Genomic DNA, 22,055 nt, shown 5'->3' with positions numbered 1-22,055 from the left:
GAAACCGCTCGGGAGCCTGGGGTTGATAAAAAGGGGGCGGCTTTTGACTCTAGCCTGAAGCCAATTCTGAAGCGACGCGTCTCAAATATTGGGCGGTAAAGTCGGCGATTTGATCGACTTCTTCATCGTCATATTTGCGAAAGCTAAAGCGGCTGAAGCTAGGGTCGATAGCTTGGAGGGTTTTTCGTAGGGGACCGCGAAAATTCCTCATTTGATGGTTCCCCTCATATGCCAATACGTCTGCGCATTGAAGCGGTGGGTGCCTAGTTTTTGAGCCGAAATTGAAAGTCGCCGATTTTCCCGGAAAATGCCGCTGGACTTGCTGGAACGCCTCAGTCGCCGCCGCGCTGTACTGGTTGGCTTCATGGACGAATGCGATGTTATCGTGGCCTTCCGATGCGAGTTTCTCCCACGTGCTGCGAAGGGCCCATTGCAGGCAGATGTAGTACCAGCCGCGTACCATGTCTTCCGGCTTGATGGCTAAGCTATGTTTGTGAGCCAAGACCTCGCTCAGTTTCCGCCTGTCGACGGCGGCGATAATGCCCCGAATGTAGTGGTTTTTGACTACCGGCAGGATGCGCTTGACGTGTCTATCTCGCTCTTCACGGGTCCACCCTTCGTACTCCCCATGCCTGTTATGGCAATCGACCGAGTGGTGAATTTTTATCGGCGCCTTCGCCACGATCCACTCGAGGGTCCAGATCTGCCAGTCTTCTTTTGAAGCCCAAACGGCGGATACGGAAAGAATTTGCGAGTCATGGTCAGTGCCAGATTCGTCTAGGTAGACCTCAATCACGACCACCAAACCTTCCCGAGGGGCAAGAAAGGTGTCGCGGAACTCTAGGACGCGCCTTCCACCATTTCCGTCGACTCATCGGCTCGAAATTTGTTCAGCACGGTACCACCTCCTCAGTGCGTACGCGAATTACGACACGCTGAATTTATTCCTGCTTATGATCCTGGGGCAAAGGCGGCAGCCCGACCATTTGCCGAGTTCGGCCTGAAAGCCTATATGCCGGGATCAAAGGACAAAGCATGGCTCGCATCTACCAAACACGCATCTGGCACGACCAGCTTTCGCCAACGATGGAGGAAATCGAGCTCCTGGCGCTGGAGGCCTATGCCCATCTGCCGGAGGACTTTCGCAAGTTGACCGGCGAGATCGTCATTCAGATCGCCGAATTCCCGACCGACGAGATCATGGACGACCTTTCGCTGGAAACGCCCTTCGACCTGCTCGGCCTGTTCGAGGGGCGCGGCATCGCCGAGCGCTGGAATCCGCAGACCGGCGAGGGGCCGAACCGCATCACCCTCTATCGTCGCGCCATCCTCGACTACTGGGCCGAGAACGAGGAAACGCTGGGCGACATCGTCACCCATGTGCTGATCCACGAGATCGGCCACCATTTCGGCCTGTCGGACGACGATATGGAGAAGATCGAAGAGGCAGCGGAGTGAGCGACCCCGCTCCTCGTCATCCTGGGGCGGAGCAAGGAGCGAAGCGACGCGGCGCAGACCCCAGGATCCATGCCGTGATAGTGATGCAGTGCGCCGGCGGTGCAGAACCGAACGCTCATCATCCCGTTCTGGGTAACGGGGCTATCCCGATCGGTGGTAGATCACACTAGACTAATCCTGATCCGCCGTGCCCTTCGGCAGAGGTAACGGCATGGATCCTAGGGTACTCCGCGACGTCGCTTCGCGACTGCTACGCCCTAGGATGACGAAGGACGAGCGCTTCAGCGAACCTCCCTACCAATCGCTGAGCTTGGTGTCGGGGCCGTATTCCTGGCCCTCGATGTCCTTCACCACGGCCTGGCCGCAGCGCATGGTCTTGGCTTCCTGGTCATAGGCATAGGTCGGCGAGCCGAACAGGTGCCAGCCCTTGTTCAACGCCGCCGTCACCTTGTGGCAGAAGCTGGAATCGTCCGGACCGGACAGAAAACGGTAGAGTTTCATTCTTCAATCCTGTCGTCAGTTGCGTTAGTCATGCGCGAACAGCGGCGGCCTTCGCCAGCAGTTTTTCGGCCTGCGCCAGATGCAGCCGCTCGACCATCTTGCCGTTCAGCGCAACTACCGCCCTACCGGTATTTTGGGCGAGCGCGAAGGCATCCTTGACCGCGCGCGCTTCGGCTATTGCTTCGGGCGACGGTGCAAAGGCGCGGTTCGCGGCTTCGATCTGAGCCGGATGGATCAGCGACTTGCCGTCAAAACCCATGGCGGCCGCTTCCGTGCACTCGCGCGCAAACCCGTCCATATCGCGAAAATCATTGAAGACGCCATCGAGCAGGTCGAGGCCGCCGGCACGCGCCGCGAGCACCATTTGCATCAGCCATGGCACGAGATAGCGCCGATCGGGCGTGGCGAGAATGCCGGTGTCTTTGACCAGGTCGTTCGTTCCGGCAACGAAACAAACCAGGCGCGAGGCCGGGTCGCGGCCGAGCTCGGCAATCGGCCCGATATTGAGCAGCGCCTTGGGCGTCTCGATCATCGCCCATAATTTGACCTCGTCCGCGATAAAATTGTCGTCTAGCACGTCGCCGGCCTCGAGGATGTCGCGCGGAGTGTCGACCTTGGACAGCAGGATGGCGTCGGGCGTGCATTTTGCCGCGGCCAGCAGATCGTCGGCGCCCCATTCGCTCGACAGCGCATTGATGCGCACCACCATTTCGCAGCGCCGGTTGGAACGGCCGGCGAAAATCGCCGCCAGTTTTTCGCGCGCGGAAAGCTTGTCGACCGGGGCGACGGCGTCCTCGAGATCGATGACGACGGCATCGCAGGTCAGCGGCGGAATCTTGGCCAGCGCCTTGTCGTTCGAGGCCGGAACGTAAAGCACCGAGCGGCGCGGGCGGTAGCTTTCGGTGATCATGTTCGATCTATGCCGCCTGCAGCCAGCCGAGGCAAGCCGTGCATAAAAACTGCACGTAATTTCGGAAAATCTCCTCGTCTGCGCCCCGCTTGCCACCCGGCAGAATGCGACAAGGGCGGCATGCAAGAGCAAACGAACTCCCGTTGGTCCGTGCCGTACCGGCTTCGCCGCGAAAGCTGGTGGCTCGTCGATCCGCCCCAGACTTTGGCAACCCTCCTCCCTTTCGTCCGCAAATCCCTGCCCACCGGCCGCATCAAAGCCGCCGAGAAAGCCCGATCATGACAGTATTCCTCTCGGCGGCGCCGAGCTATTGCAGCCGCTTCGGCGTTGCCGTCCTGCTCGTCGCGTTGGCCGATTTCTTCTTCTATGGCCAACCGGCGGGCATCACGCTTTTCCTGTTCGGCGTTGCGATTGCCGCGGCGAGCATGGCTCTCCGTCCTCTCGGCGTCTTCAACGATGGCAAGTTCTTGTTCAAGCCGGTTGCGCTGCTTGTGGGGCTGCTGCCGCTTGTGGAAAATGTCAGCGCACTGTCCGTCTCCATTGCGCTGGCGGCGATGGCCGTCTTCGTGCTTTCGCTGGGAGGGCGATTGCGACACGGGCTTGCCCGCGTTGCCGGCCAGCTTTTGACCTTCCTGCTCGCAGCGCCTTTTCGGTTCATCCGCGATTTCTTCCGCTGGCGCAAGGCGGCGCGGCGGCTTGGCCGACGACGCATGCGCCTTGCGGCGATCGCCGTCTGGGTCATGCCGCTGAGCCTCGGCGCAGTGTTTCTCGCGCTGTTCGGCGCCGCCAATCCGGTCATTGAATATTGGTTCTCGCTGATCGACCTGATGGCACTGCTCGACCTCGTCCAGCTGCCACGTCTCGCCTTCTGGCTGTTCGTGCTTGCCTGCGTCTGGGCATTTCTGCAGCCGCGCCTGCCGCGCTTTCTCCGCCGCCGCAGGGTGTCGCCAGCCAGCGCACCGGCGACGCCGGCCACCAGGACCACCATCGAGGACATCGTCTTCGGCAAGGCCGCTATCCTCCGCGCGCTCGTCGTCTTCAACATCCTGTTCGCGGTGCAGAGCGCACTCGACGCCACCTATCTGTGGGGCGGCATCGCGCTTCCAGACCGGCTGACCTATGCCGCCTACGCGCATCGCGGCGCCTATCCGCTGATCGTCACGGCGCTGCTGGCCGCCGGCTTCGTGCTGGCGGCGCTGCGGCCGGGAAGTGCGACCTCCGGCGATCCGCTCATCCGCCGGCTGGTTTATGCCTGGGTGGCGCAGAACATCCTCCTGGTGGTCTCGTCGATCCTGCGGCTCGATCTCTATGTCGGTATCTATGCGCTGACCTATTGGCGTGTCGCTGCGTTCGTCTGGATGGGGCTGGTGGCGGCGGGCCTTGTCCTGATCATAGCCCGCATCGCGCGCGAAAAGTCCAACGAATGGCTGTTTGCCGCCAATCTTCTGACGCTATCGGCGACGCTCTATGCCTGCTCGTTCATCAACTTTGCCGCGCTGATCGCCAACTACAATGTCGACCATTGCTTCGAAATGACCGGCCAAGGCACCCAGCTCGACGTCTGGTACCTGCGCTCGCTCGGGCCCGGCGCCTTGCCAGCGCTCGATCGCTTCGTCCAGCACCAGAGCAGGACGGTTTCCGCGGAGGATGCCTCCATCCGCGAACTCGCCGGCTGGTATGCACAGGACGAAGCACGCTTCCGCGCCGGCCAGGAAAACTGGCGGGGCTGGAGCTTTCGTGACTGGCGGCTCAACCGCGCCCTCGACAGGCGTGGCCCGTTCGTGGTTCCTCCGATGTCCGAACCCTTCATGCCGGGCCGCTGATTTGATGCCGAACCACATACTGGTCGCCGACGACGACCCGCACATTCGCGAAATCATCTGCTTCGCGCTGGAAAAGGCCGGCATGAAAACGCTGGCGGTGCCGGACGGCGCGGCTGCCCTGCAGGCGATAGAGCGCCATGCGCCCGATCTCGTCGTGCTCGACATCGGCATGCCGGAAATGGACGGGCTGGAAGTGTGCCGGCGGCTGCGCCACACATCCGACCTGCCGGTGCTGTTCCTGTCCGCGCGGGATGAAGAGATCGACCGCGTGCTCGGGCTGGAGATGGGCGGCGATGATTATGTCACCAAGCCGTTCAGCCCGCGCGAGCTGGTCGCCCGCGTCAACGTCATCCTGCGCCGCTCCCGGCCCACGCCGGAACCAGCCGACGACCGGCAATTCTCGCATGGCAGACTGTTGCTGGTTCCGGCAAGCCATACAGCCAGCTTCGACGGCAAGCCGCTGGCGCTGACGTCGATCGAATTCGCGATTCTGAAAGGCTTTTTGGCGCGGCCGGCGCATGTGCTTGGCCGCGACATGGTGATGGCCAACGCCTATGCGGCCAATATCCATGTCGCAGACCGCACCGTCGACAGCCATATCCGCAATATCCGCGCCAAGCTGGCGGCCGTCGGCTGCGTCGACGCGATCGAGACCGTGCACGGCGTCGGTTTTCGGCTGGGCGGATGCGGCGCGTGAGCGCCCAAGAACTGATTGGCAGCAAATGGCGGCCTCGCCTCGCCACGGTCGTCATCGCCATCCTGATCATGGTGATGGCGCTGCCGCTGGCCGGCCTGTTTTTCTTCCGGCTCTACGAGAACCAGCTGATCAGGCAGACCGAGGCCGAGCTGATCGCCCAAGGCGCCGCCCTTGGCGCGATCTATGCGCAAGAGGTTCGCGAGGCCGGCCTTGCCCCGGAAAAGCTAGGCGCACCCGTGCCTTCACCCAACACCAGCGATCGGGCCTCTCCCTACCAGCCGATCGAACCGGGCCTCGATCTTGCGTCCGACGGGATCCTGCCGACCCGGCCCGCGGCCACCGCGGCCAGCGCCGAGCCCGCCTGCGCGGCAAGCGGCGCACGCCTGTCGGGCATTCTTGCCGAGACGCAGAAGACCACGCTCGCCGGCTTCCGGCTGCTCGATCCCAGAGGCGTGGTCATCGCCGGCCGTGAGGAGGCCGGCCTGTCGCTCGCGGCTGTCGAAGAGGTTCGCGCAGCGCTTGCCGGCCGCTACGCCAGCGCGCTCAGGCTGCGGGTTCCCGACCAGCCGTCGCCGCCGCTCTATTCGGTCAGCCGCGGCACCAAGGTTCGCGTCTTCGTGGCCATGCCGGTTGCGGTCTCCGGCAAGGTCGCCGGCGTCGTCTATCTGTCGCGGACGCCGAACAACATCGTCAAGCATCTCTATGGCGAGCGCGGCAAGGTGGCGCTGGCGGCAATCGCCATCCTCGGCGGCGCGCTGCTGATCGGGCTGGTCTTCCTGCGCGCCGTCAGCCGTCCGATCTATGCGCTGATGGAACGCACGAAACGCATCGCCGCCGGCGACCGCGCGGCGATCAGGCCGCTCGATCACCACGGCACGCGCGAAATGGGTGAACTCTCTGCTGCTTTCCTCGACATGGCCGAAAAGCTGCACGCACGCTCCGACGGCATCCAGACCTTTGCCACCCACGTCTCGCACGAGCTCAAATCGCCGCTGACGGCGATCCAGGGGGCCGCCGAACTGCTGCGCGATTCGGGCAGCGCGATGGACGAGGCCGAGCGGCGGCGGTTTTCGGACAATATCGTCACCGATGCCGGCCGGCTCAACCTTCTGGTGCGCCGCCTGCTCGACCTGGCGCGCGCCGAAAATCTCGAGCCGAGCGGCGAAAGCACGTCGCTCGGTGCTGCGCTGGCGCTGCTGCCGGCCGAGGACAGGCTGGCGATGCGCCTCGAGGCCGGCAGCGATATCGGCCTGCGCATCTCGGCCGAGAACGCGGCAATCGTGCTGGCCAATCTCATCGACAATTCGGCGCGGCATGGCGCAACGCTCGTTTCCGTTGCGGCGGCGAGCGCGGACGGCAAGGCGACGATCCAGGTGAGCGACGACGGCGCCGGCATTTCGCCCAGCAACCAGGCTCGCATCTTCGAGCCGTTTTTCACCACGCGCCGCGATTCAGGCGGCACCGGTATGGGCCTCGGCATCGTGCTGGCCCTCCTGAAAGCGCATGATGGCACGATCCGGCTGGTTGACTCAGCGAGCGGCACGCGCTTCGAGATCATCCTGCCGGCGGCGTGACTCGGCGGTTCAGATCGGAAGGGCCAAAAGGTGCATTATGACATCGTCATCATCGGCGGAGCCATCGTCGGCTCCTCGGTCGCCTATTATCTGCGCGAGGAAGGGTTTTCGGGCTCGATCGCGCTTGTCGAGCGCGACCCGCAATTTTCCCGCGCCGCGACCACGCTGTCCTGCGCCTCCATCCGCCAGCAGTTCTCGATCCCGGAAAACATCCGGCTGTCGCAATTCACGCTGAAACTGTTCCGGCGGCTCAGGGAAGAGTTTGGCGCGGACGCCGATATCGGCTTTCGCGAAGGCGGCTATCTTATCCTTGCCGGCGAAAACGGGCTGCCGATCCTCAAGGCCAACCACGAGGCGCAGATGGCCGAGGGCGCCGACATCGTGCTTGAGGATGCGGAGGCGCTTGTCCGCCGGTTTCCATGGCTGTCGGCCGAGGGCATCACCGCCGGCGCCTATGGCCGCAGCGGCGAAGGCTGGTTCGATGCGCATGCGATGCTGATGCTGTTCCGCAAGGCGCTGCGGGGCGAAAACATCGATTTCATCACCGCCGATGTGACCGGCATCGAGCGCCAGGGCGACCGCGTCGCCAGCGTCAGCCTCGACAATGGCGAGCGGCTCGAGGCCGGCACCGTTATCAACGCCGCCGGGCCGAATGCCGGCAAGGTGGCTGATATGGCCGGGCTGGCGCTGCCGGTGGAGCCGCGCAAGCGCAACGTCTTCGTCTTCGAGGCACGCGAAAAATACGCCGACATGCCGCTGCTGGTCGATCCCTCAGGCATCTATGTCCGGCCGGAGGGCTCGGTCTACATCACCGGCGGTGCCGAGCCGGAAGAGGGCGACGGTCCTGCCGACCCCGGTGATTTCGAGCCCGACTGGCCGCTGTTCGAAGAGGTGATCTGGCCGGTGCTGGCCACCCGCATTCCCGCCTTCGAGGCGATCAAGCCGACACGTGCCTGGGCCGGCCATTACGACTACAACACGCTCGACCAGAATGCGGTGATCGGCCCGCATCCTGAGGTGAAGAATTTCCTCTTCGCCAACGGCTTTTCCGGCCACGGCCTGCAGCAGGCGCCGGCCGTCGGCAAGGCGCTGGCCGAACTGATCGTGCATGGCGGCTATCGCACGGTGGATTGCTCGGCGTTCGGGTATAGCCGGATCGCCGATGGGCGGCCGTTTCGGGAATTGAATGTAATTTAACGCTAGCCCGAAGGGATGCTACCGTTGCTTGGTGGATTAAGCCGCCGCCAAGCCGTCCGTACCAAGATACGCCTGAAGCCAGCCCAGCACCTGGGCCCAGCCTTCGGCATGCTTCGTCGCGGCAGCAGCGAGGCCGGCGAAGCCGCCATGGCAGATGGTGACGCGTGTGCCGCCGGCGATCGGCTCCAGCAGCCAGGCGACTTTGGTTTGGCGGCGGCCAAGCGTCGGATGGTCCCAGCCGTATCTCCGCGTCTGCACGATTCGGCGCGGCTCTTCGATCTCCAGGAATTCGCCGCTGGCGGGCAGGTGTCTGCCGGCCGCCGTCTCGACGGTGACGCTCCAGCGGCCGCCGACGTGGAGGTCGGCCGTCCATCCGGTCATCCGGTAGGTCGTGGCGGACCCCCACCAGCGCTCGACCTCGCGTGTAACGAGCGCGTCAAAGATCCGCTCGGGCGGCGCGCAAACATCGGCGCTCGCCATAACGGCCTTGCCATTCGTCATGCTGTGCACCGCGGCACTGTACATCGCTGTCTCCAGAAACGTTTCGCTATCGAAACAACCTCAAGCCTTCGACGCCGGGCGCGACAGGCCTTTGCCGGTTTCGAGCAGGCTCTTCAGGCTGGACAGGATGAGCGGCCAGCCGTTCGCCACATGGCCAAGCAGCTTGTGCGGTCCATCGGCTTCGTGTGTGATGGCGAGCTTCACCATCTCGCCCTCCTGCTCGATGGCGAAGGTGCAGCGTGTGTAGCCGTCCGCCTTGATCTCGGGCATGAACTCGTTGCGCCATTTGAGCACGATGCGCTTGGGTGGATCGATCTCGAGGACCTCGCCGTTGTCGGTGACGCGGCCGTCGGTGTAAACCATCTTCCACGCCGAACCTTGTTTCCAGTCGCTTAGCATCTGGGCGCCGAGGAAATATTGCCGCTGGAACTCCGGCTCGGTCAGCGCTTGCCAGAGTTTTTCGGGCGAGGTGCGGATGTAGGTGACATAAACGAAAATGTTGCTCATCAGTCTTCCCTTTCGAGGCGTTTCTTCAAATCGCTGAGGGCGCCCAGTCGCCCCCGCTCGAATTTGCCGATCCAGCGTTCGGCGATCTCGTTGATGGGAACCGGATTCAGATAATGTTGCTTCTCGCGTCCCTGGCGGATGGTGGTGACGAGGTTTGCTTCTTCCAGGATCGCCAGATGCTTGGTCACCGCCTGGCGCGTCATGTCCATCTCACCGCACAGCGCGTTCAGCGTCTGCCCGTTCCTTGCATGAAGGCTGTCCAGTAATCGCCGACGTGTCGGGTCGGCCAAGGCGCGAAAGACGGCATCCATGCTCATGACCCTAATATGCAACCATATGGTTGCATGTCAAGAGGCAGAACCTTGGCCGAGGATGCGCAGGTTGAGGTCGCTGAAAGTGGATTTCAGCGCTTGCGGCCGAACCAGAATGCGTTGGGCATGCGCTCCATGCCGATACGCTCATAGAAGCCGACGGCGTCGGGCATGGAGATCAGGCTGATGGCGACGGACGGTCCGAGTTGCCGGCGTGCCTCATCCATCAGGCCCTTGCCGATACCCAGCCCTTGCGCCGATGCAGAAACAGCGAGCTCGGAGATATAGCAGACCCAGGAAAAGTCGGTGATGCCGCGAGCGACACCGACCAGCGGCTTGCCTTCTGTGTCGAGACGCGCGGTGAGCACCAAATTGGCCGCTGACAACATCGCCTTCAATCGAGTGTTGTCATCGACGGGCCGTGTCTCGCCGAGGCCGGATTCCACCAGCACGCGGCGGAACTCGGCGGTGCCGAGGTCCGGTTCGCTGGCGTAGAGGACCGTGGATCGCGTTGTCATGTCGATAAAAGTGCACCATGGGCCGGTGGTTTTGAAGCGTTTTGTGTTTCGATCGACGACGGAAGTCCAGAAACAGCCGCCTTTTATTTGCCCGCGGCTTTGTGTAAACCGGGCGCCAGCAATTCCCCGCAACGAGAAGAAGACGGGCAAGAACCATGGAAAAATTCACCAAGCTCACCGGCGTCGCCGCGCCGATGCCGATCGTCAATGTCGACACCGACATGATCATCCCCAAGGATTATCTCAAGACGATCAAGCGCACCGGGCTCGGCACCGGCTTGTTCGCCGAAATGCGCTACAAGGACGACGATTCGGAAAACCCGGACTTCGTGCTCAACAAGCCGGCCTACCGCAAGGCGCAGATCCTGGTCGCCGGCGACAATTTCGGCTGCGGTTCGAGCCGGGAACATGCACCGTGGGCGCTGCTCGATTTCGGCATCCGCTGCGTCATCTCGACCTCGTTCGCCGACATTTTCTACAACAACTGCTTCAAGAACGGCATCCTGCCGATCACCGTCAGCGCTGAAGACCTGGAGAAGCTGATGGACGATGCGTCGCGCGGTTCCAACGCGACGCTGTCGGTCGATCTCGAGACCAAGGAAATCCGCGGGCCGGACGGCGGCGTGGTCAAGTTCGACCTCGACGAGTTCAAGCGCCACTGCCTGCTCAACGGGCTCGACGATATCGGTCTGACCATGGAGAAGGCTGGCGCCATCGCTTCGTTCGAGAAGAAGAATGCTGCTGAGCGCCCCTGGGCCTGAGCGGTACGATGACCTGGCCGCGACAGACCGGATTCGTGGCGGCTGAACGGAGGGGACAGTCATGACACGTTCGCTTCTTGCAGGGGCCTGCGCGCTGGCGTGGATTCTGATGCCAGTGGCAGGCGCGCATGCACAGACCGATATGGTGCTCGTGCCGGCTGACGATGCGTCCGGCGGGGCCGACCAGGGCGCGTTGAGCAATGCGGCCCTAGCCGACAATGACAAACAGGCGCCGATCCCGTTCGAGGGTGGCCAGCTGACCATCACCCAGGAGGAAGAGTACGGGGAACGGGTGCTCGCCTTCGACGGCAAGGAACTGGCGCGCAATTACGACGTCTTCTTCGACAAGGTCGTCGAGGTCGGCGGTGTCAAGGTGGCGCTGGTCGATGTCGGCGACGGCGGCAATCAATGCGGCCCGGCCAAGGTGATCGTGTGGAAGCCGGAAGGCGGCACGATCCAGACGACCACGGTCGAGCAGGATGAATGCGGCGCACCACCGGCCGCGATCTCCGACAGCGCCATCTATTTCGTACCCTATCTTTTGCCGGGCGATTCCAAGCCGGCGCTGCAATGGTCGCCGACGGACGGGCTGACGACGTCCGGTAATCTGACCTACATGCCGGAGCCGGGCACGGAGTGGAAAGACGTCGATCCGTCGAAATACGATAACATCATTGATGCCTTTCACAACGAGGCCGTCTACAGGCTAGCCGAGACGCTGCTCGGCAAGGACATGCCCGACATGGCGACCAGCCTGCTGGTCGGCGGCGGTACTGAGGAGACCGCTTCGGGCGCCTTTTTTGCCAGCGGCTGCGTGCCGCATGATTGCGGCGGCAATGACGGTTTCATGGCCGTCGACCCGGTCAACCATAAGCTCTATTTCGCCCGCCGCGGCGACAAGCCCGAGCCGGACGCGTGGCCGGCGGTGAGTACATGGCCGGCCGACGTCAAGGAAGCGCTGGACAAGGCGCTGGGGTCGGCCAATTAAGGTTTCGACAAGGGGTCGCAACTGCGCATTCGTCATCCTCGGGCTTGACCCGAGGATCCTTGCTGCGACCGTTGTCGGAAGGCGGCTGAGCAGAAATTCTGCACCGTGGCAAAGCCCGTGATGTCTCGGCATGGATCCTATGGTCTACGCTGCGTCGATACGCTCCTTGCTCCGCCATAGGATGACGACGGGATAGATGCTCCGGCCAATCTCCGAGGTTTTCGTCTTGCCGCCTCGTGACAACAATTTGCCTAGCTTGGCTCATGACCCGCCCGGCCCCCCTCTGCTAGACGACGCTCAGCAACCCAGCGAGGCCGCCCCATGCGAAAACTGATCTCCACCGGTTCGCCCTTCGAGAAGACCGCCGGCTATTCGCGTGCCGTGGTGCAGGGCGACTGGTGTTTCGTCTCCGGAACGACCGGTTACGACTATGCCACTATGACGATGCCGGAGACGGTCGAGGCGCAGACCCGTAATTGCCTCGCTACCATCGCCAAGGCATTGCAAGACGGCGGCTTCGAAATGGCCGATGTGGTGCGGGCACATTACTATATCACCGATGCGGCTTTCGTGGATGTGGTGTTCCCGATCCTCGGCGAGGCCTTTGGCGAGATCAGGCCGGCGGCAACGATGATCGTGTGCCAGCTCAACAAGCCGGAGATGAAGATCGAGATCGAGGTGACGGCGCTGCGGCGCACAGCCTGATGCCTGTCACGGTTGCGACAACGACACGGTTAGCACGAGGATCGGCCCATGGTGAAGGTCAGGCGCATCGTTGCAAACATAGACACGCAGGATATCGCGGCGGCAAAACCCTTCTATCAGGATGTGCTCGGCCTCGATCTCAAGATGGATATGGGCTGGATCGCTACCTACGGCTCGCAAGAGACGATGTCCGTGCAGGTCAGTTTCATGGCCGAAGGAGGGTCAGGAACGCCGGTGCCGGACATCTCTATCGAAATCGACGACGTCGATGCCGCGCTTGAAAGCATGAGGACGGCCGGCTTTGCCATCGAATACGGTCCGGCGGACGAACCCTGGGGCGTGCGGCGCTTCTTCGTACGCGACCCGTTCGGCAGGCTGGTCAATATCCTTTCGCATCTGTAGGCGTTTTGGCTTGAGCATCGGATTCTCCCAAAACCGGTTTCCACTTTTGGGTCCGATGCTCTGAACCGCAGGCTTGCGCGCCGGCTGCTTGGCGTTTAGCAAGGCCGCGTTCATGCGCTAAACAATCGGGACGGTTCTCATGGCTTCGAAAAATCTTCTCCTGCTTGCCGGCGACGGCATCGGCCCCGAGGCGATGGCCGAGTTGAAGAAGCTGATCGCCGCCATGAACGACAGGCTTGGCAGCGATTTCGTCACCGATGAGGGCCTTGTCGGCGGCTGCGCCTATGACGCGCATGGCGCGGCGATCTCCGATGCCGACATGGCCAAGGCTATGGCCGCGGACGCAGTGCTGTTCGGCGCCGTCGGCGGACCGAAATGGGATGCGGTGCCTTACGAGGTGCGCCCGGAGGCGGGTCTGCTGCGGCTCCGCAAGGACATGGAGCTGTTTGCCAATCTAAGGCCGGCAATCTGCTATCCGGCGCTGGCGGCGTCCTCCTCGCTCAAGCAGGAGGTGGTCGAAGGGCTCGATATCCTCATCGTGCGCGAGCTCACCGGCGGCGTCTATTTCGGCGAGCCGAAGCAGATCATCGATCTCGGCAACGGCCAGAAGCGCGGCATCGATACTCAAGTTTACGACACGTTCGAGATCGAGCGCATTTCGGGCGTTGCCTTCGAGTTGGCACGCACGCGCAAGAACCACGTCACCTCGATGGAAAAGCGCAATGTGATGAAATCTGGCGTGCTGTGGAACGAGGTCGTCACCCAGACGCACAAGGCGCGCTATGCCGACGTCAAGCTCGATCACATGTTGGCCGATGCCGGCGGAATGCAGCTGGTGCGCTGGCCGAAGCAGTTCGACGTCATCGTCACCGACAATCTGTTCGGCGACATGCTGTCCGACATCGCCGCCATGCTGACCGGCTCGATCGGCATGCTGCCGTCGGCTTCGCTCGGCGCGCCGGATGCGAAGACAAAACAGCGCAAGGCGCTCTACGAGCCGGTGCACGGCTCGGCGCCCGACATCGCCGGCAAGGGCATCGCCAATCCGATCGCCATGATCGCCTCATTCGCCATGTGCATGCGCTATTCCTTCGGCATGGTTGAAGAGGCCGACCGGCTGGAAGGCGCGATCGCCGCCGTTCTCGACCAGGGCTTGCGCACCAGGGATATTCATTCGCCGGGGATGACCGAGGTCGGCACCGCTGAGATGGGCGACGCGATCATCGCCAAGTTCCTGGGCTGATCCTGTGTCGGTCGACGTCCGCTGGGCGACGACCGGGGATGCCGCGGCACTCGCCGCCATGCTTTGCGAAATGGCGGTGCATTACCGGCAGCCGCCACTCGACGCCAGCCAAGCTTTGTCGGCGGCGCAGAAATGGCTTGGCGACGAAAGTCCGGCCTATCCGCATTTTGCGCTCGCCTTTGTCGATGGTGAAGTTTGCGGGCTGGCCTCGGTTGCGATCGCGCATCCCGGCATCGATCTCGAGCGGCTGCTGTTCCTCAAGGACCTATTCGTACGCGATGATGCCCGCAATGGCGGTGTCGGTCGAGCGCTGATGGCATTCCTTGCCGGCCATTGCCTGCGCGAAGGCATCGGCCGCATCGACCTGACCACCGAGGACTGGAACGAGCGTGCGCTGCGCTTCTACGTCGGACTCGGCGCGGAGCGCCAGGGTCGGAAGGTCTTCCTCAGGCTTTCGAGCGAGACGCTGAAGGCGATCGCTAAACCCTGACGCCCGCCGGCACCGGCCCCCAAGGGTTTTCACTGACCTTGGATGGGATAAGCCCAAGCGCCAACAGACCCAGCGTGTTGAAGCCGGGAACGAAGTACAGCAAAACGAACCAGCCGCTCAGGCCGATGTCATGCAGGCGTCGTACCATAAGGGCAAACCACGGCAGGACAGTCAATAGCAGGAACACGAAGGCTGGCGCATAACCCAAAGCTCCAAATTCCAGGTCGCCTCTGACAGCTGTGATCGCTGCATTGATGAGGACGCCGAACGCAAGAAGCGCGAAGAACACGATCAGCGTGAGCAGAAAAAAGCCCCAAAATTCCTTGCGGCGGGCGCGGCCGGTGAAGCTGACATGTCTCACTTTGAATGCGCGCCAGAAATAAGCCCATAATCCGGTGGATTGGGCAGGTTCAACGCCGTTGGGAATGAGGCTGCGGGATTCGGCAGCCCTTGGCCTTCCTGCAATGACGGCGCGCGCAGTCCCATCGTCCGGCTGGAACTCGACGGGTGCGCCTCTGACCAACGCCACGCCGGGACTCAGATCCTCATGCCCGACGATGTAACGCTTGCCGTCGGCTCCATTGATGTATCCGAAACCCTGATCCTGGTCATAATGATAAATCGCGCCGCGCATTGCTTGCCCCCAAATACTGTGCCGTACGGATACTATCCAAGGTTGTTTCCAATTGCAATATGCACGCATCACATGTGCGAATGGAGCGGCTGCTAGGCACGGCGCCGGCTAAACCCTGACGCCTGCCGGCACCGGACCCCACTGGTTTTCACGCGGCTGGGTCGGGATCAGCGCAAAGATCAGGATGATCACGATGCCGAAGGTCGGGATCAGGAAAAGCAGGAAGAGCCAGCCGGTCAGGCCGATGTCGTGCAGGCGACGCACGTTCAGCCCGAACCATGGCAGGGCTGTCGCCAGCAGGAAGAGGCCGAAAAGGCCGACCGTTACTGCCGGCAGTTCACTGTTGTCGAGATTGCCCATGGCGTCATCGATGAAGACGCCGAGTCCTATGACCACGATCAGCGCGATCGTCCAGAACAGGCAATAGCCCCAATATTCCTTGCGGCGGGCACGGCCGGCGAAGTTGAAGTAATTCTCGGTCAGACCCAGCCAGAAATAGTTCCACAGGCCGGCGGATTCGGCCGGACTTTGTTCAGCGGAACGGCCGAAATGTTGCGGCTGACGTGCCGCTGGCGCATTGCCGGCCTGAGATGGCACGGCGGTTGCAGTGGAGGCGTCGGCAGGCGCACTGCGAGGTTGGACGCGGATCGAAAAAACATCGCGTGCCCGTCCGCCAGCCGGCTGGAATTCGACGGTCGTACCTCCGGCAACCGATGCTTCGCGGCGCAAATCTTCGCGCGCCAAAGTGTAGCGGTTGCCGTCGGCTCCGGTGATGAAACCAAAACCCTGGTCTTCGTCGTAATGAAGAACTTCGCCGCGCATGTCCTGCCCACCCCCATTTCCCCGCCCCAGACTGTGCAAAGTTCCGGCAGACCGCAAGGGGCGTGCGGAAATGGAGAGTGCTGGCTATTTACCCCGGCCGTTTCTTCGATTTCTTGTGTTTCGCAGGTCCGCCTTCGAACTTCGCCTTGGCCGGTTTCCCGGCCCAGGGCTTCGCCTCGAATGCCGGGCGCTGGTCGGCCGGTGCGCGCTTCTCGAATTTGGGCGCGTGCTGATCGAAGGTGCGCTTGCCGCGATGCGGCTTCTTGTCGGGCCGCGGTTCCTGATAGCCGGCTCGCGACAAATCCGGCGTAGCGTCCAGCCGCTTGACCGCAATGTTGCCCTGCAGCTTGCGGTCGGGACCGATCGCAGCGAGGAAGCGCTCGGCCCAGTCCGCCGCGATCTGCACGAAGGTTTCCTCCGGCTGCATCTTGATCGCGCCTATCTCGCGCTTGGAAATGCCGCCTGTCCGGCACAGCATCGGGATCAGCCAGCGCGGCTCGGCGTTCTGCCGGCGTCCGACCGACAGCGAGAACCAGACGCTGTCGCCGAAATCGTCGCGGCGGCTCGCTGCCTCGTCGCGGCGGGCGGCTCTGTCGCCAGCGGGTCTGTCGCCGGACGGCGTGAACGGAGCGACGTCCAAGAGATCCTCGGGCGCCGAGCGGCTGGAGCGGCAGAGACGCACGAAGGCCGCCGCCACCAGTTCGGCGCCACGTTGGTCGAGAAGCGCGTTGACGAAGCCGCGCTCATCGTCCGTCACCGGCTCGCTGAAGACCGGGGCGGCGAGGATGCGTTCGTCGTCGCGGCGCAAGACGTCGTCGGCCGAAGGCGGGCTCGCCCACGTCGCCGCAAGGCCGGCGCTTTGCAGCAGGCGTTCGGTGCGCCTGCGGGCATTGTTGGGCACGATCAGCGCGCTGACGCCCTTGCGTCCTGCCCGTCCCGTCCGCCCGCTTCGGTGCAGGAGCGTCTCCGGGTTGGTCGGCAAGTCGGCGTGGATGACCAGCTCGAGGTTGGGCAGGTCGATGCCGCGTGCCGCGACGTCGGTGGCGATGCAGACTTTTGCGCGGCCGTCGCGCATCGCCTGCAGCGCGTGGCTGCGCTCGTTCTGGCTAAGCTCGCCGGACAGCGCCACGACGGAAAAGTTGCGGTTGTTGAAGCGCGCCGTCAGATGGTTGACGGCGGCGCGGGTGTTGCAGAACACCAGCGCGTTCTTGGCTTCGTAAAAGCGCAGCACGTTGATGATGGCGTTTTCGCGATCCGCCTGGGCGACGCTCAGCGCGCGGTATTCGATGTCGAGATGTTGTTTCTCCTCGCCACCAGCCGAGATGCGTACCGCATCGCGCTGGTAGCCCTTGGCCAGCGTGGCGATGGAGCGCGGCACAGTGGCGGAAAACATCAGCGTGCGGCGATCGGCAGGGGCAGCATCGAGGATGAATTCCAGATCCTCGCGAAAGCCGAGGTCGAGCATCTCGTCGGCTTCGTCGAGCACCACTGCCTTAAGCGCCGACATGTCGAGCGAGTTGCGGGTGATGTGGTCGCGCAGGCGGCCGGGCGTGCCGACGACGATGTGGGCACCGCGTTCCAGCGTGCGCCGCTCGGTGCGCATGTCCATGCCGCCGACGCAGGAGGCTATCGCTGCCCCGGTCAGTTCGTAAAGCCATTCCAACTCGCGCGTCACCTGCAGGGCCAGCTCCCGCGTCGGCGCCACGGCAAGCGCCAAGGGTGCCGCCGCGTGGGAAAAGCGCTCCGCGCCATCGAGAAGGGTCGGCGCCAAAGCCAGACCGAAGGCGACGGTCTTGCCGGAGCCGGTCTGGGCCGAAACCAGCGCATCGGCCTGGCCAAGCTCGAGAACCGCTTTCTGCACCGGCGTCAGCTCGACATAGCCGCGTTTTTCCAGCGCCTTTGCCAGCGCGGGAACAATAGCTTCGAAATTGGACATCTTGCTCTTTCGAAATTCGGATTCTTAAATACCCGGCGACGGGTAAATGTCGGCAAGCGCCACGGACGGGCGCCACGAGCCAGACGATACCCGTTCGTACTTGGTGCCGATGTCATTGTACAGGGCGGGCGGGTCGGCCTGGTTGCGATTGACTCTGAACGCAAACCGCGTAAAAGCCGGCACCGAACGGGATAGTTTCGATGCGCGGCCTTCTGATGGCGCTCCTTGCATTCGACATCCCCGGCCCCAATGCGAACCATTGGGCCGGGTGCGTCGGTGCGTCTCCTCGTTCCAGCAAACCCACGTTGTTGCTCAAAAAAACCGGCAAAACGACCACCAAAACGGTCTGATTCCCTTGGCCTAACCACCCTCTCCCGGGTCCGGCCCGGGGGTTGAAACCCGCATCGGCCGGCGGGTTTTCTCCAGAAACCGAGCGGAGAGGGACAGGAGATTTCGATGAGTTTCAAGGTTGCGATCGTCGGCGCCACGGGCAATGTGGGCCGGGAAATGCTCAACATACTGGAGGAACGCGGCTTTCCGGTGAGCGAGGTGGTGGCGCTGGCCTCGCGGCGCAGCCAGGGCACGGAAGTGTCGTTCGGCGACCGCACGCTGAAGGTCAGGGCGCTCGACCAATATGATTTTTCAGACACCGACATCTGCATCATGTCGGCTGGCGGCAACGTCTCGAAGGAATGGTCGCCGAAGATCGGCAAGCAGGGCTGCGTCGTCATCGACAATTCGTCGGCCTTCCGTTACGACCAGGACGTGCCGCTGATCGTTCCGGAAGTGAACCCGGATGCGATCTCGCTGTTCACGCGCAAGAACATCATCGCCAACCCGAACTGCTCGACGGCGCAGCTGGTCGTGGCGCTGAAGCCGCTGCATGACGCTGCCACCATCAAGCGCGTCGTCGTCGCCACCTACCAGTCGGTCTCCGGCGCCGGCAAGGAAGGCATGGACGAATTGTTCACGCAGACTCGCGCGGTGTTCGTCGCCGACACCGTCGACGTCAAGAAGTTCACCAAGCGTATCGCCTTCAACGTAATCCCGCATATCGACGTCTTCCTCGACGACGGCTTCACCAAGGAAGAGTGGAAGATGGTGGCCGAGACCAAGAAGATGCTCGACCCCAAGATCAAGCTGACGGCGACCTGCGTGCGGGTGCCGGTGTTCATCGGTCATTCGGAAGCGGTCAACATCGAGTTCGAAAAGCCGATCACCGCCGATGAGGCGCGCGAGATCCTGCGCGAGGCGCCGGGCTGCCAGGTCATCGACAAGCGCGAGGACGGAGGCTACATCACGCCACTGGAATCGGCCGGCGAGGACGCCACCTTCATCTCGCGCATCCGCGAGGATTCGACCATCGACAACGGCCTGTCGATGTGGATCGTCTCCGACAATCTGCGCAAGGGCGCGGCACTCAATGCGGTTCAGATCGCCGAGCTGCTGGTCGAGCGCGGGCTGATCCAGCCAAAGAAGAAGGCGGCGTAGTTTCGCTCACGGCCGTATCGCCGCTAACGCGGCTGGCCTCCGCGGGGCGCCGGACGACCGGCGGCCTGCGGTCGCAGGCACGGCCTTCGCGATCTCTGCTCAGCTTGCTTTTCGCTCACGGGCCGTATCGCCGCTAACGCGGCTGGCCTCCGCGGGGGCGCCGGACGACCGGCGGCCTGCGGTCGCAGGCACGGCCTTCGGCCGCGATTTTTGCTCAGCCTGCTTTTCGCTCACGGCCGTATCGCCGCTAACGCGGCTGGCCTCCGCGGGGGCGCCGGACGACCGGCAGCCTGCGGTCGCAGGCTCGGCCTTCGGCCGCGATTTTTGCTCAGCTTGCTTTTCGCTCACGTGCCGTATCGCCGCTATCGCGGCTGGCCCTCCGCGGGGGCGCCGGAAGGCCGGCGGCCGCAGTCGCGGGCTCGGCCTTCGGCCGTTAGCGCCCTTCTCCCCGCTCACGGGGAAAAGGTTCCGGCAGGAGGATGAGGGGCAGCGCAGGCGTCTCAAATGGCCAGCAAGGTGCCGGCGTCACAGCCGGTTCTCCTCCGCTAGGTCCAACAGCAACTCCAGCGCCTCCTCCGCCCGGTCGGCGGGCACGAACAGGTGATCGTGGTAGAAGGCCGAGACCGGATTGACGCCGATGCCGGCCGCGGCCAGTCGTGCGGTGATGGCGGCGAGGAAGCCGACCGCGTCCAGCGACGAATGGATGTTCAGCGTCAGCATCCGGCAGCGGAACACGGTTTTCAGTCCAGCGGCCTTGGCATGGTCTTCATGCACGATCAGCGTCATGCCCTCGCGCTCGCGAAATAGCATCACCGGGTGGAGCCTGTCGGGAACGGGCGCATCGGGTGGCAACGTGGTGAACACATGAACCCCGGCAAGCAATTCCGGCGTCATTGCCGCCAGCAACTGTTTCAGGTCGGTCTCTCCGGCCATCGATTGCTTTCGTTGTGCGACTAGGCGGCTGCTGCGTCGAGCGCTCGAAGACACTTCTATGGATTTTCGATAACGCCCTCCACCTCACCCCGCAAGGTGGACTTGGCCAGGTTCGTTGCTGACTGAACGTACACACCCAAGGTTCGCCGCTGGAGTGAAAAGAACTGGAGGCATGTCGGATCGCCGTAATGGGCCGCGTCCTTGGTTCGAGCTGGCGGAGGAGCCAGTGCTCACAACGACCGGAGGGAACATCAATGACCATGTCTCAGGCAGCACCCGTCTCATCGCGTGCCTTGTGGGCCGGCCGCGTGCTCAGCGCCGTCGTCGTGCTGTTCATGATCTTCGACGGCGTGATCAAGCTACCGCCGCTCGAAATCGTCACCCAGACCATGGTGCAGCTCGGCTGGCCGGCCGATGCCAATGTCTCGCGCATTCTCGGCATCATTGGACTGGTCTCGACAGCGCTTTACGCGCTGCCGCGCACCTCGGTGCTCGGCGCCATCCTGCTCACCGCTTATCTCGGCGGCGCCGTCGCCACGCATGTGCGGATCGGCAGCCCTTTGTTCTCGCACATACTGTTCGGCGTCTATCTCGGCGCCATCCTCTGGGGTGGCCTGTATCTGCGCGATCCAAGGGTGCGCGGGTTGTTCCCATTCAACCAATAGCGGCGACTTCGAAAGCCGTTCGATGGTGGCCACGCCGCCAGAGCGGGCGCGATCTGCCGCCGCTTCTCTACTCTTTGGATCAAATCGAGTTGGATCAAATCGAGCGCCGCCGGGCGGCAGCCGATCTTCTTCTTTGGATCAAATCGCCTGGTTGCGAGTTAGGAGGTGCAGCGGCGAGGACGGCACCCTGTTGGAGAGGAACGACAATGAAAAAGGTGATGATCTTGATGGCCTTGCTGGTACCGCTCGGTGCCTGCTCCCGCACTGAGCAAGGCGCGGCAGTTGGTGGCCTGGGCGGTGCGGCGGTCGGCGCCGCGGTGGCCGGCAACCCAACCAAGGGCGCGGTGATCGGCGGTGCGGCCGGCGCTTTGGCCGGTGCGCTGATCGGCCGTGCCACCGAAAGCGGCCAGTGCCGTTATCGCGATCGTAACGGTCGTGTGTACGTTGCGAGTTGCCCAGAGGGCTATTGATCGGGCCGCACGATGCGTACGAACAGCAAAACGGCGGGCAAGGCCCGCCGTTTCGTGGTTGTGGAGATGATTTATTCGGCGCTGGCGGCTTCCGCCTCGGCCGGCGCGGCTGCAGCGGCGGCAACGGCCGCGGCGGCATCTTCCTGCGCCTTCTTCAGCAAGGCTGCGCGCTCCTGCGCCTTCTTGCCGGGCTCGGCCTTCTTCGGGTTGGAGCGGGCTTCGCGCTTGGCGATGCCGGCTTCATCGAGGAAGCGCAGCACGCGGTCGGTCGGCTGGGCGCCATGCGACAGCCAATGCTTGACGCGCTCGGCGTCGACCTTGACGCGTTCGCCGTCCTTGGGCAGCAGCGGGTTCCACGAGCCTAGCGACTCGATGAAACGACCGTCACGCGGCGAACGCGCGTCGGCGACGACGACATGGTAATAGGGACGCTTCTTCGAGCCCGCACGGGCCAATCGGATTTTCAGTGGCATTTCTCTTCTCCTAAAAGCTCTGATGTGGTTGATCGGTTGGTGGCT

The 22,055-nt window shown here is 63.2% G+C and carries 27 protein-coding genes; 15 read left to right on the top strand and 12 right to left on the bottom strand.

Annotated elements, in window-relative coordinates:
- Positions 1-49: 49 nt before the first annotated feature.
- Positions 50-802 (bottom strand): DUF3800 domain-containing protein, encoded by a 753-nt coding sequence (locus NKH80_RS22550; RefSeq protein ID WP_352507376.1) that lies wholly within the window; start codon positions 800-802, stop codon positions 50-52.
- 233 nt (positions 803-1,035) lie between these two features.
- On the opposite strand from NKH80_RS22550, the gene NKH80_RS22545 reads away from it, so the two are divergent.
- Positions 1,036-1,458 (top strand): metallopeptidase family protein, encoded by a 423-nt coding sequence (locus NKH80_RS22545; RefSeq protein ID WP_023680515.1) that lies wholly within the window; start codon positions 1,036-1,038, stop codon positions 1,456-1,458.
- A 294-nt stretch (positions 1,459-1,752) separates the two neighbouring features.
- Here the strand turns inward: NKH80_RS22545 and NKH80_RS22540 are convergent, their stop codons facing one another.
- Complete coding sequence (locus tag NKH80_RS22540) at positions 1,753-1,959, bottom strand: DUF1737 domain-containing protein (protein WP_352470863.1); 207 nt, start codon at positions 1,957-1,959, stop codon at positions 1,753-1,755.
- Positions 1,960-1,987: 28 nt separating this feature from the next.
- Positions 1,988-2,866 carry an HpcH/HpaI aldolase/citrate lyase family protein gene (locus tag NKH80_RS22535; protein WP_352823273.1) on the bottom strand — a complete coding sequence of 293 codons (879 nt, stop codon included), beginning with the start codon at positions 2,864-2,866 and terminating at the stop codon, positions 1,988-1,990.
- A gap of 281 nt (positions 2,867-3,147) precedes the next feature.
- On the opposite strand from NKH80_RS22535, the gene NKH80_RS22530 reads away from it, so the two are divergent.
- The 4 genes from NKH80_RS22530 to NKH80_RS22515 are packed head-to-tail and all read left to right on the top strand — an operon-like array spanning position 3,148 to position 8,160.
- Complete coding sequence (locus NKH80_RS22530; protein WP_352823252.1) at positions 3,148-4,692, top strand: DUF4153 domain-containing protein; 1,545 nt, start codon at positions 3,148-3,150, stop codon at positions 4,690-4,692.
- 4 nt (positions 4,693-4,696) lie between these two features.
- Positions 4,697-5,389: a response regulator transcription factor gene (locus NKH80_RS22525; protein ID WP_352507373.1), complete on the top strand. Its 693-nt coding sequence runs from the start codon at positions 4,697-4,699 to the stop codon at positions 5,387-5,389.
- The gene (locus NKH80_RS22520; RefSeq protein WP_352993541.1) at positions 5,377-6,963 is read left to right on the top strand and encodes an ATP-binding protein; all 1,587 of its coding nucleotides are present in this window, start codon (positions 5,377-5,379) and stop codon (positions 6,961-6,963) included. Before NKH80_RS22525 ends, NKH80_RS22520 begins: the two co-directional genes overlap by 13 nt.
- A 30-nt stretch (positions 6,964-6,993) precedes the next feature.
- Positions 6,994-8,160 carry an NAD(P)/FAD-dependent oxidoreductase gene (locus tag NKH80_RS22515; RefSeq protein WP_352507371.1) on the top strand — a complete coding sequence of 389 codons (1,167 nt, stop codon included), beginning with the start codon at positions 6,994-6,996 and terminating at the stop codon, positions 8,158-8,160.
- 36 nt (positions 8,161-8,196) lie between these two features.
- Here the strand turns inward: NKH80_RS22515 and NKH80_RS22510 are convergent, their stop codons facing one another.
- The 4 genes from NKH80_RS22510 to NKH80_RS22495 form a co-directional block, all read right to left on the bottom strand.
- Positions 8,197-8,685, bottom strand: a complete 489-nt coding sequence (locus tag NKH80_RS22510) for an SRPBCC family protein (protein WP_352507370.1) — start codon at positions 8,683-8,685, stop codon at positions 8,197-8,199.
- Between the two features lie 36 nt (positions 8,686-8,721).
- Positions 8,722-9,168 carry an SRPBCC family protein gene (locus NKH80_RS22505; protein ID WP_352823248.1) on the bottom strand — a complete coding sequence of 149 codons (447 nt, stop codon included), beginning with the start codon at positions 9,166-9,168 and terminating at the stop codon, positions 8,722-8,724.
- A complete protein-coding gene (locus NKH80_RS22500) occupies positions 9,168-9,479 on the bottom strand; it encodes an ArsR/SmtB family transcription factor (RefSeq protein ID WP_352690939.1) in 312 nt (103 codons plus the stop codon). The genes NKH80_RS22505 and NKH80_RS22500 overlap by 1 nt, the downstream gene beginning before the upstream one ends.
- Before the next feature lie 92 nt (positions 9,480-9,571).
- On the bottom strand, positions 9,572-9,997 hold the full coding sequence (locus tag NKH80_RS22495; RefSeq protein WP_352690938.1) for a GNAT family N-acetyltransferase: 426 nt from the start codon (positions 9,995-9,997) through the stop codon (positions 9,572-9,574).
- A 155-nt stretch (positions 9,998-10,152) separates the two neighbouring features.
- On the opposite strand from NKH80_RS22495, the gene leuD reads away from it, so the two are divergent.
- The 6 genes from leuD to NKH80_RS22465 all read left to right on the top strand — a co-directional run bounded on the left by leuD (position 10,153) and on the right by NKH80_RS22465 (position 14,586).
- Positions 10,153-10,758 (top strand): 3-isopropylmalate dehydratase small subunit, encoded by a 606-nt coding sequence (leuD, locus tag NKH80_RS22490; RefSeq protein WP_352823244.1) that lies wholly within the window; start codon positions 10,153-10,155, stop codon positions 10,756-10,758.
- 61 nt (positions 10,759-10,819) lie between these two features.
- Entirely contained in the window at positions 10,820-11,746 is a 927-nt protein-coding gene (locus tag NKH80_RS22485; RefSeq protein ID WP_352690936.1) for an Ivy family c-type lysozyme inhibitor, read from the top strand.
- A gap of 321 nt (positions 11,747-12,067) precedes the next feature.
- The gene (locus NKH80_RS22480) at positions 12,068-12,451 is read left to right on the top strand and encodes a RidA family protein (protein WP_254817900.1); all 384 of its coding nucleotides are present in this window, start codon (positions 12,068-12,070) and stop codon (positions 12,449-12,451) included.
- A 51-nt stretch (positions 12,452-12,502) separates the two neighbouring features.
- Positions 12,503-12,853: a VOC family protein gene (locus NKH80_RS22475; RefSeq protein WP_352690956.1), complete on the top strand. Its 351-nt coding sequence runs from the start codon at positions 12,503-12,505 to the stop codon at positions 12,851-12,853.
- 139 nt (positions 12,854-12,992) lie between these two features.
- A complete protein-coding gene (leuB, locus tag NKH80_RS22470; RefSeq protein WP_352751430.1) occupies positions 12,993-14,096 on the top strand; it encodes a 3-isopropylmalate dehydrogenase in 1,104 nt (367 codons plus the stop codon).
- A 4-nt stretch (positions 14,097-14,100) separates the two neighbouring features.
- Complete coding sequence (locus tag NKH80_RS22465; RefSeq protein WP_352690932.1) at positions 14,101-14,586, top strand: GNAT family N-acetyltransferase; 486 nt, start codon at positions 14,101-14,103, stop codon at positions 14,584-14,586.
- On the opposite strand, the gene NKH80_RS22460 is transcribed toward NKH80_RS22465, so the two are convergent.
- The 3 genes from NKH80_RS22460 to NKH80_RS22450 form a co-directional block, all read right to left on the bottom strand.
- Positions 14,576-15,220, bottom strand: a complete 645-nt coding sequence (locus tag NKH80_RS22460; RefSeq protein ID WP_352690931.1) for a DUF805 domain-containing protein — start codon at positions 15,218-15,220, stop codon at positions 14,576-14,578. The two genes, NKH80_RS22465 and NKH80_RS22460, sit on opposite strands and share 11 nt — an antisense overlap.
- Before the next feature lie 108 nt (positions 15,221-15,328).
- The gene (locus NKH80_RS22455) at positions 15,329-16,042 is read right to left on the bottom strand and encodes a DUF805 domain-containing protein (RefSeq protein WP_352690929.1); all 714 of its coding nucleotides are present in this window, start codon (positions 16,040-16,042) and stop codon (positions 15,329-15,331) included.
- 88 nt (positions 16,043-16,130) lie between these two features.
- Positions 16,131-17,978, bottom strand: coding sequence for a DEAD/DEAH box helicase (locus NKH80_RS22450; protein WP_352751433.1), 1,848 nt, complete (start codon positions 17,976-17,978; stop codon positions 16,131-16,133).
- Between the two features lie 200 nt (positions 17,979-18,178).
- Between NKH80_RS22450 and NKH80_RS22445 the strand changes: the two genes are divergently transcribed.
- The gene (locus NKH80_RS22445; RefSeq protein WP_352650252.1) at positions 18,179-18,328 is read left to right on the top strand and encodes a hypothetical protein; all 150 of its coding nucleotides are present in this window, start codon (positions 18,179-18,181) and stop codon (positions 18,326-18,328) included.
- 106 nt (positions 18,329-18,434) lie between these two features.
- Positions 18,435-19,469: an aspartate-semialdehyde dehydrogenase gene (locus NKH80_RS22440; RefSeq protein ID WP_352479700.1), complete on the top strand. Its 1,035-nt coding sequence runs from the start codon at positions 18,435-18,437 to the stop codon at positions 19,467-19,469.
- Positions 19,470-19,994: 525 nt separating this feature from the next.
- On the opposite strand, the gene NKH80_RS22435 is transcribed toward NKH80_RS22440, so the two are convergent.
- A complete protein-coding gene (locus NKH80_RS22435; protein ID WP_352479699.1) occupies positions 19,995-20,402 on the bottom strand; it encodes an ACT domain-containing protein in 408 nt (135 codons plus the stop codon).
- Positions 20,403-20,656: 254 nt separating this feature from the next.
- On the opposite strand from NKH80_RS22435, the gene NKH80_RS22430 reads away from it, so the two are divergent.
- Positions 20,657-21,067, top strand: coding sequence for a DoxX family protein (locus NKH80_RS22430; RefSeq protein ID WP_352479698.1), 411 nt, complete (start codon positions 20,657-20,659; stop codon positions 21,065-21,067).
- A gap of 206 nt (positions 21,068-21,273) precedes the next feature.
- The gene (locus NKH80_RS22425) at positions 21,274-21,537 is read left to right on the top strand and encodes a YMGG-like glycine zipper-containing protein (protein ID WP_352993537.1); all 264 of its coding nucleotides are present in this window, start codon (positions 21,274-21,276) and stop codon (positions 21,535-21,537) included.
- Positions 21,538-21,608: 71 nt separating this feature from the next.
- On the opposite strand, the gene rpsP is transcribed toward NKH80_RS22425, so the two are convergent.
- Entirely contained in the window at positions 21,609-22,010 is a 402-nt protein-coding gene (gene rpsP / locus NKH80_RS22420; RefSeq protein ID WP_254817891.1) for a 30S ribosomal protein S16, read from the bottom strand.
- Positions 22,011-22,055: the final 45 nt, after the last annotated feature.

The sequence above is a fragment of the Mesorhizobium sp. M0904 genome (assembly GCF_040319475.1).
In the GTDB taxonomy this organism is placed as follows: domain Bacteria; phylum Pseudomonadota; class Alphaproteobacteria; order Rhizobiales; family Rhizobiaceae; genus Mesorhizobium.
This window is presented reverse-complemented; position numbering and strand designations above follow the sequence as displayed.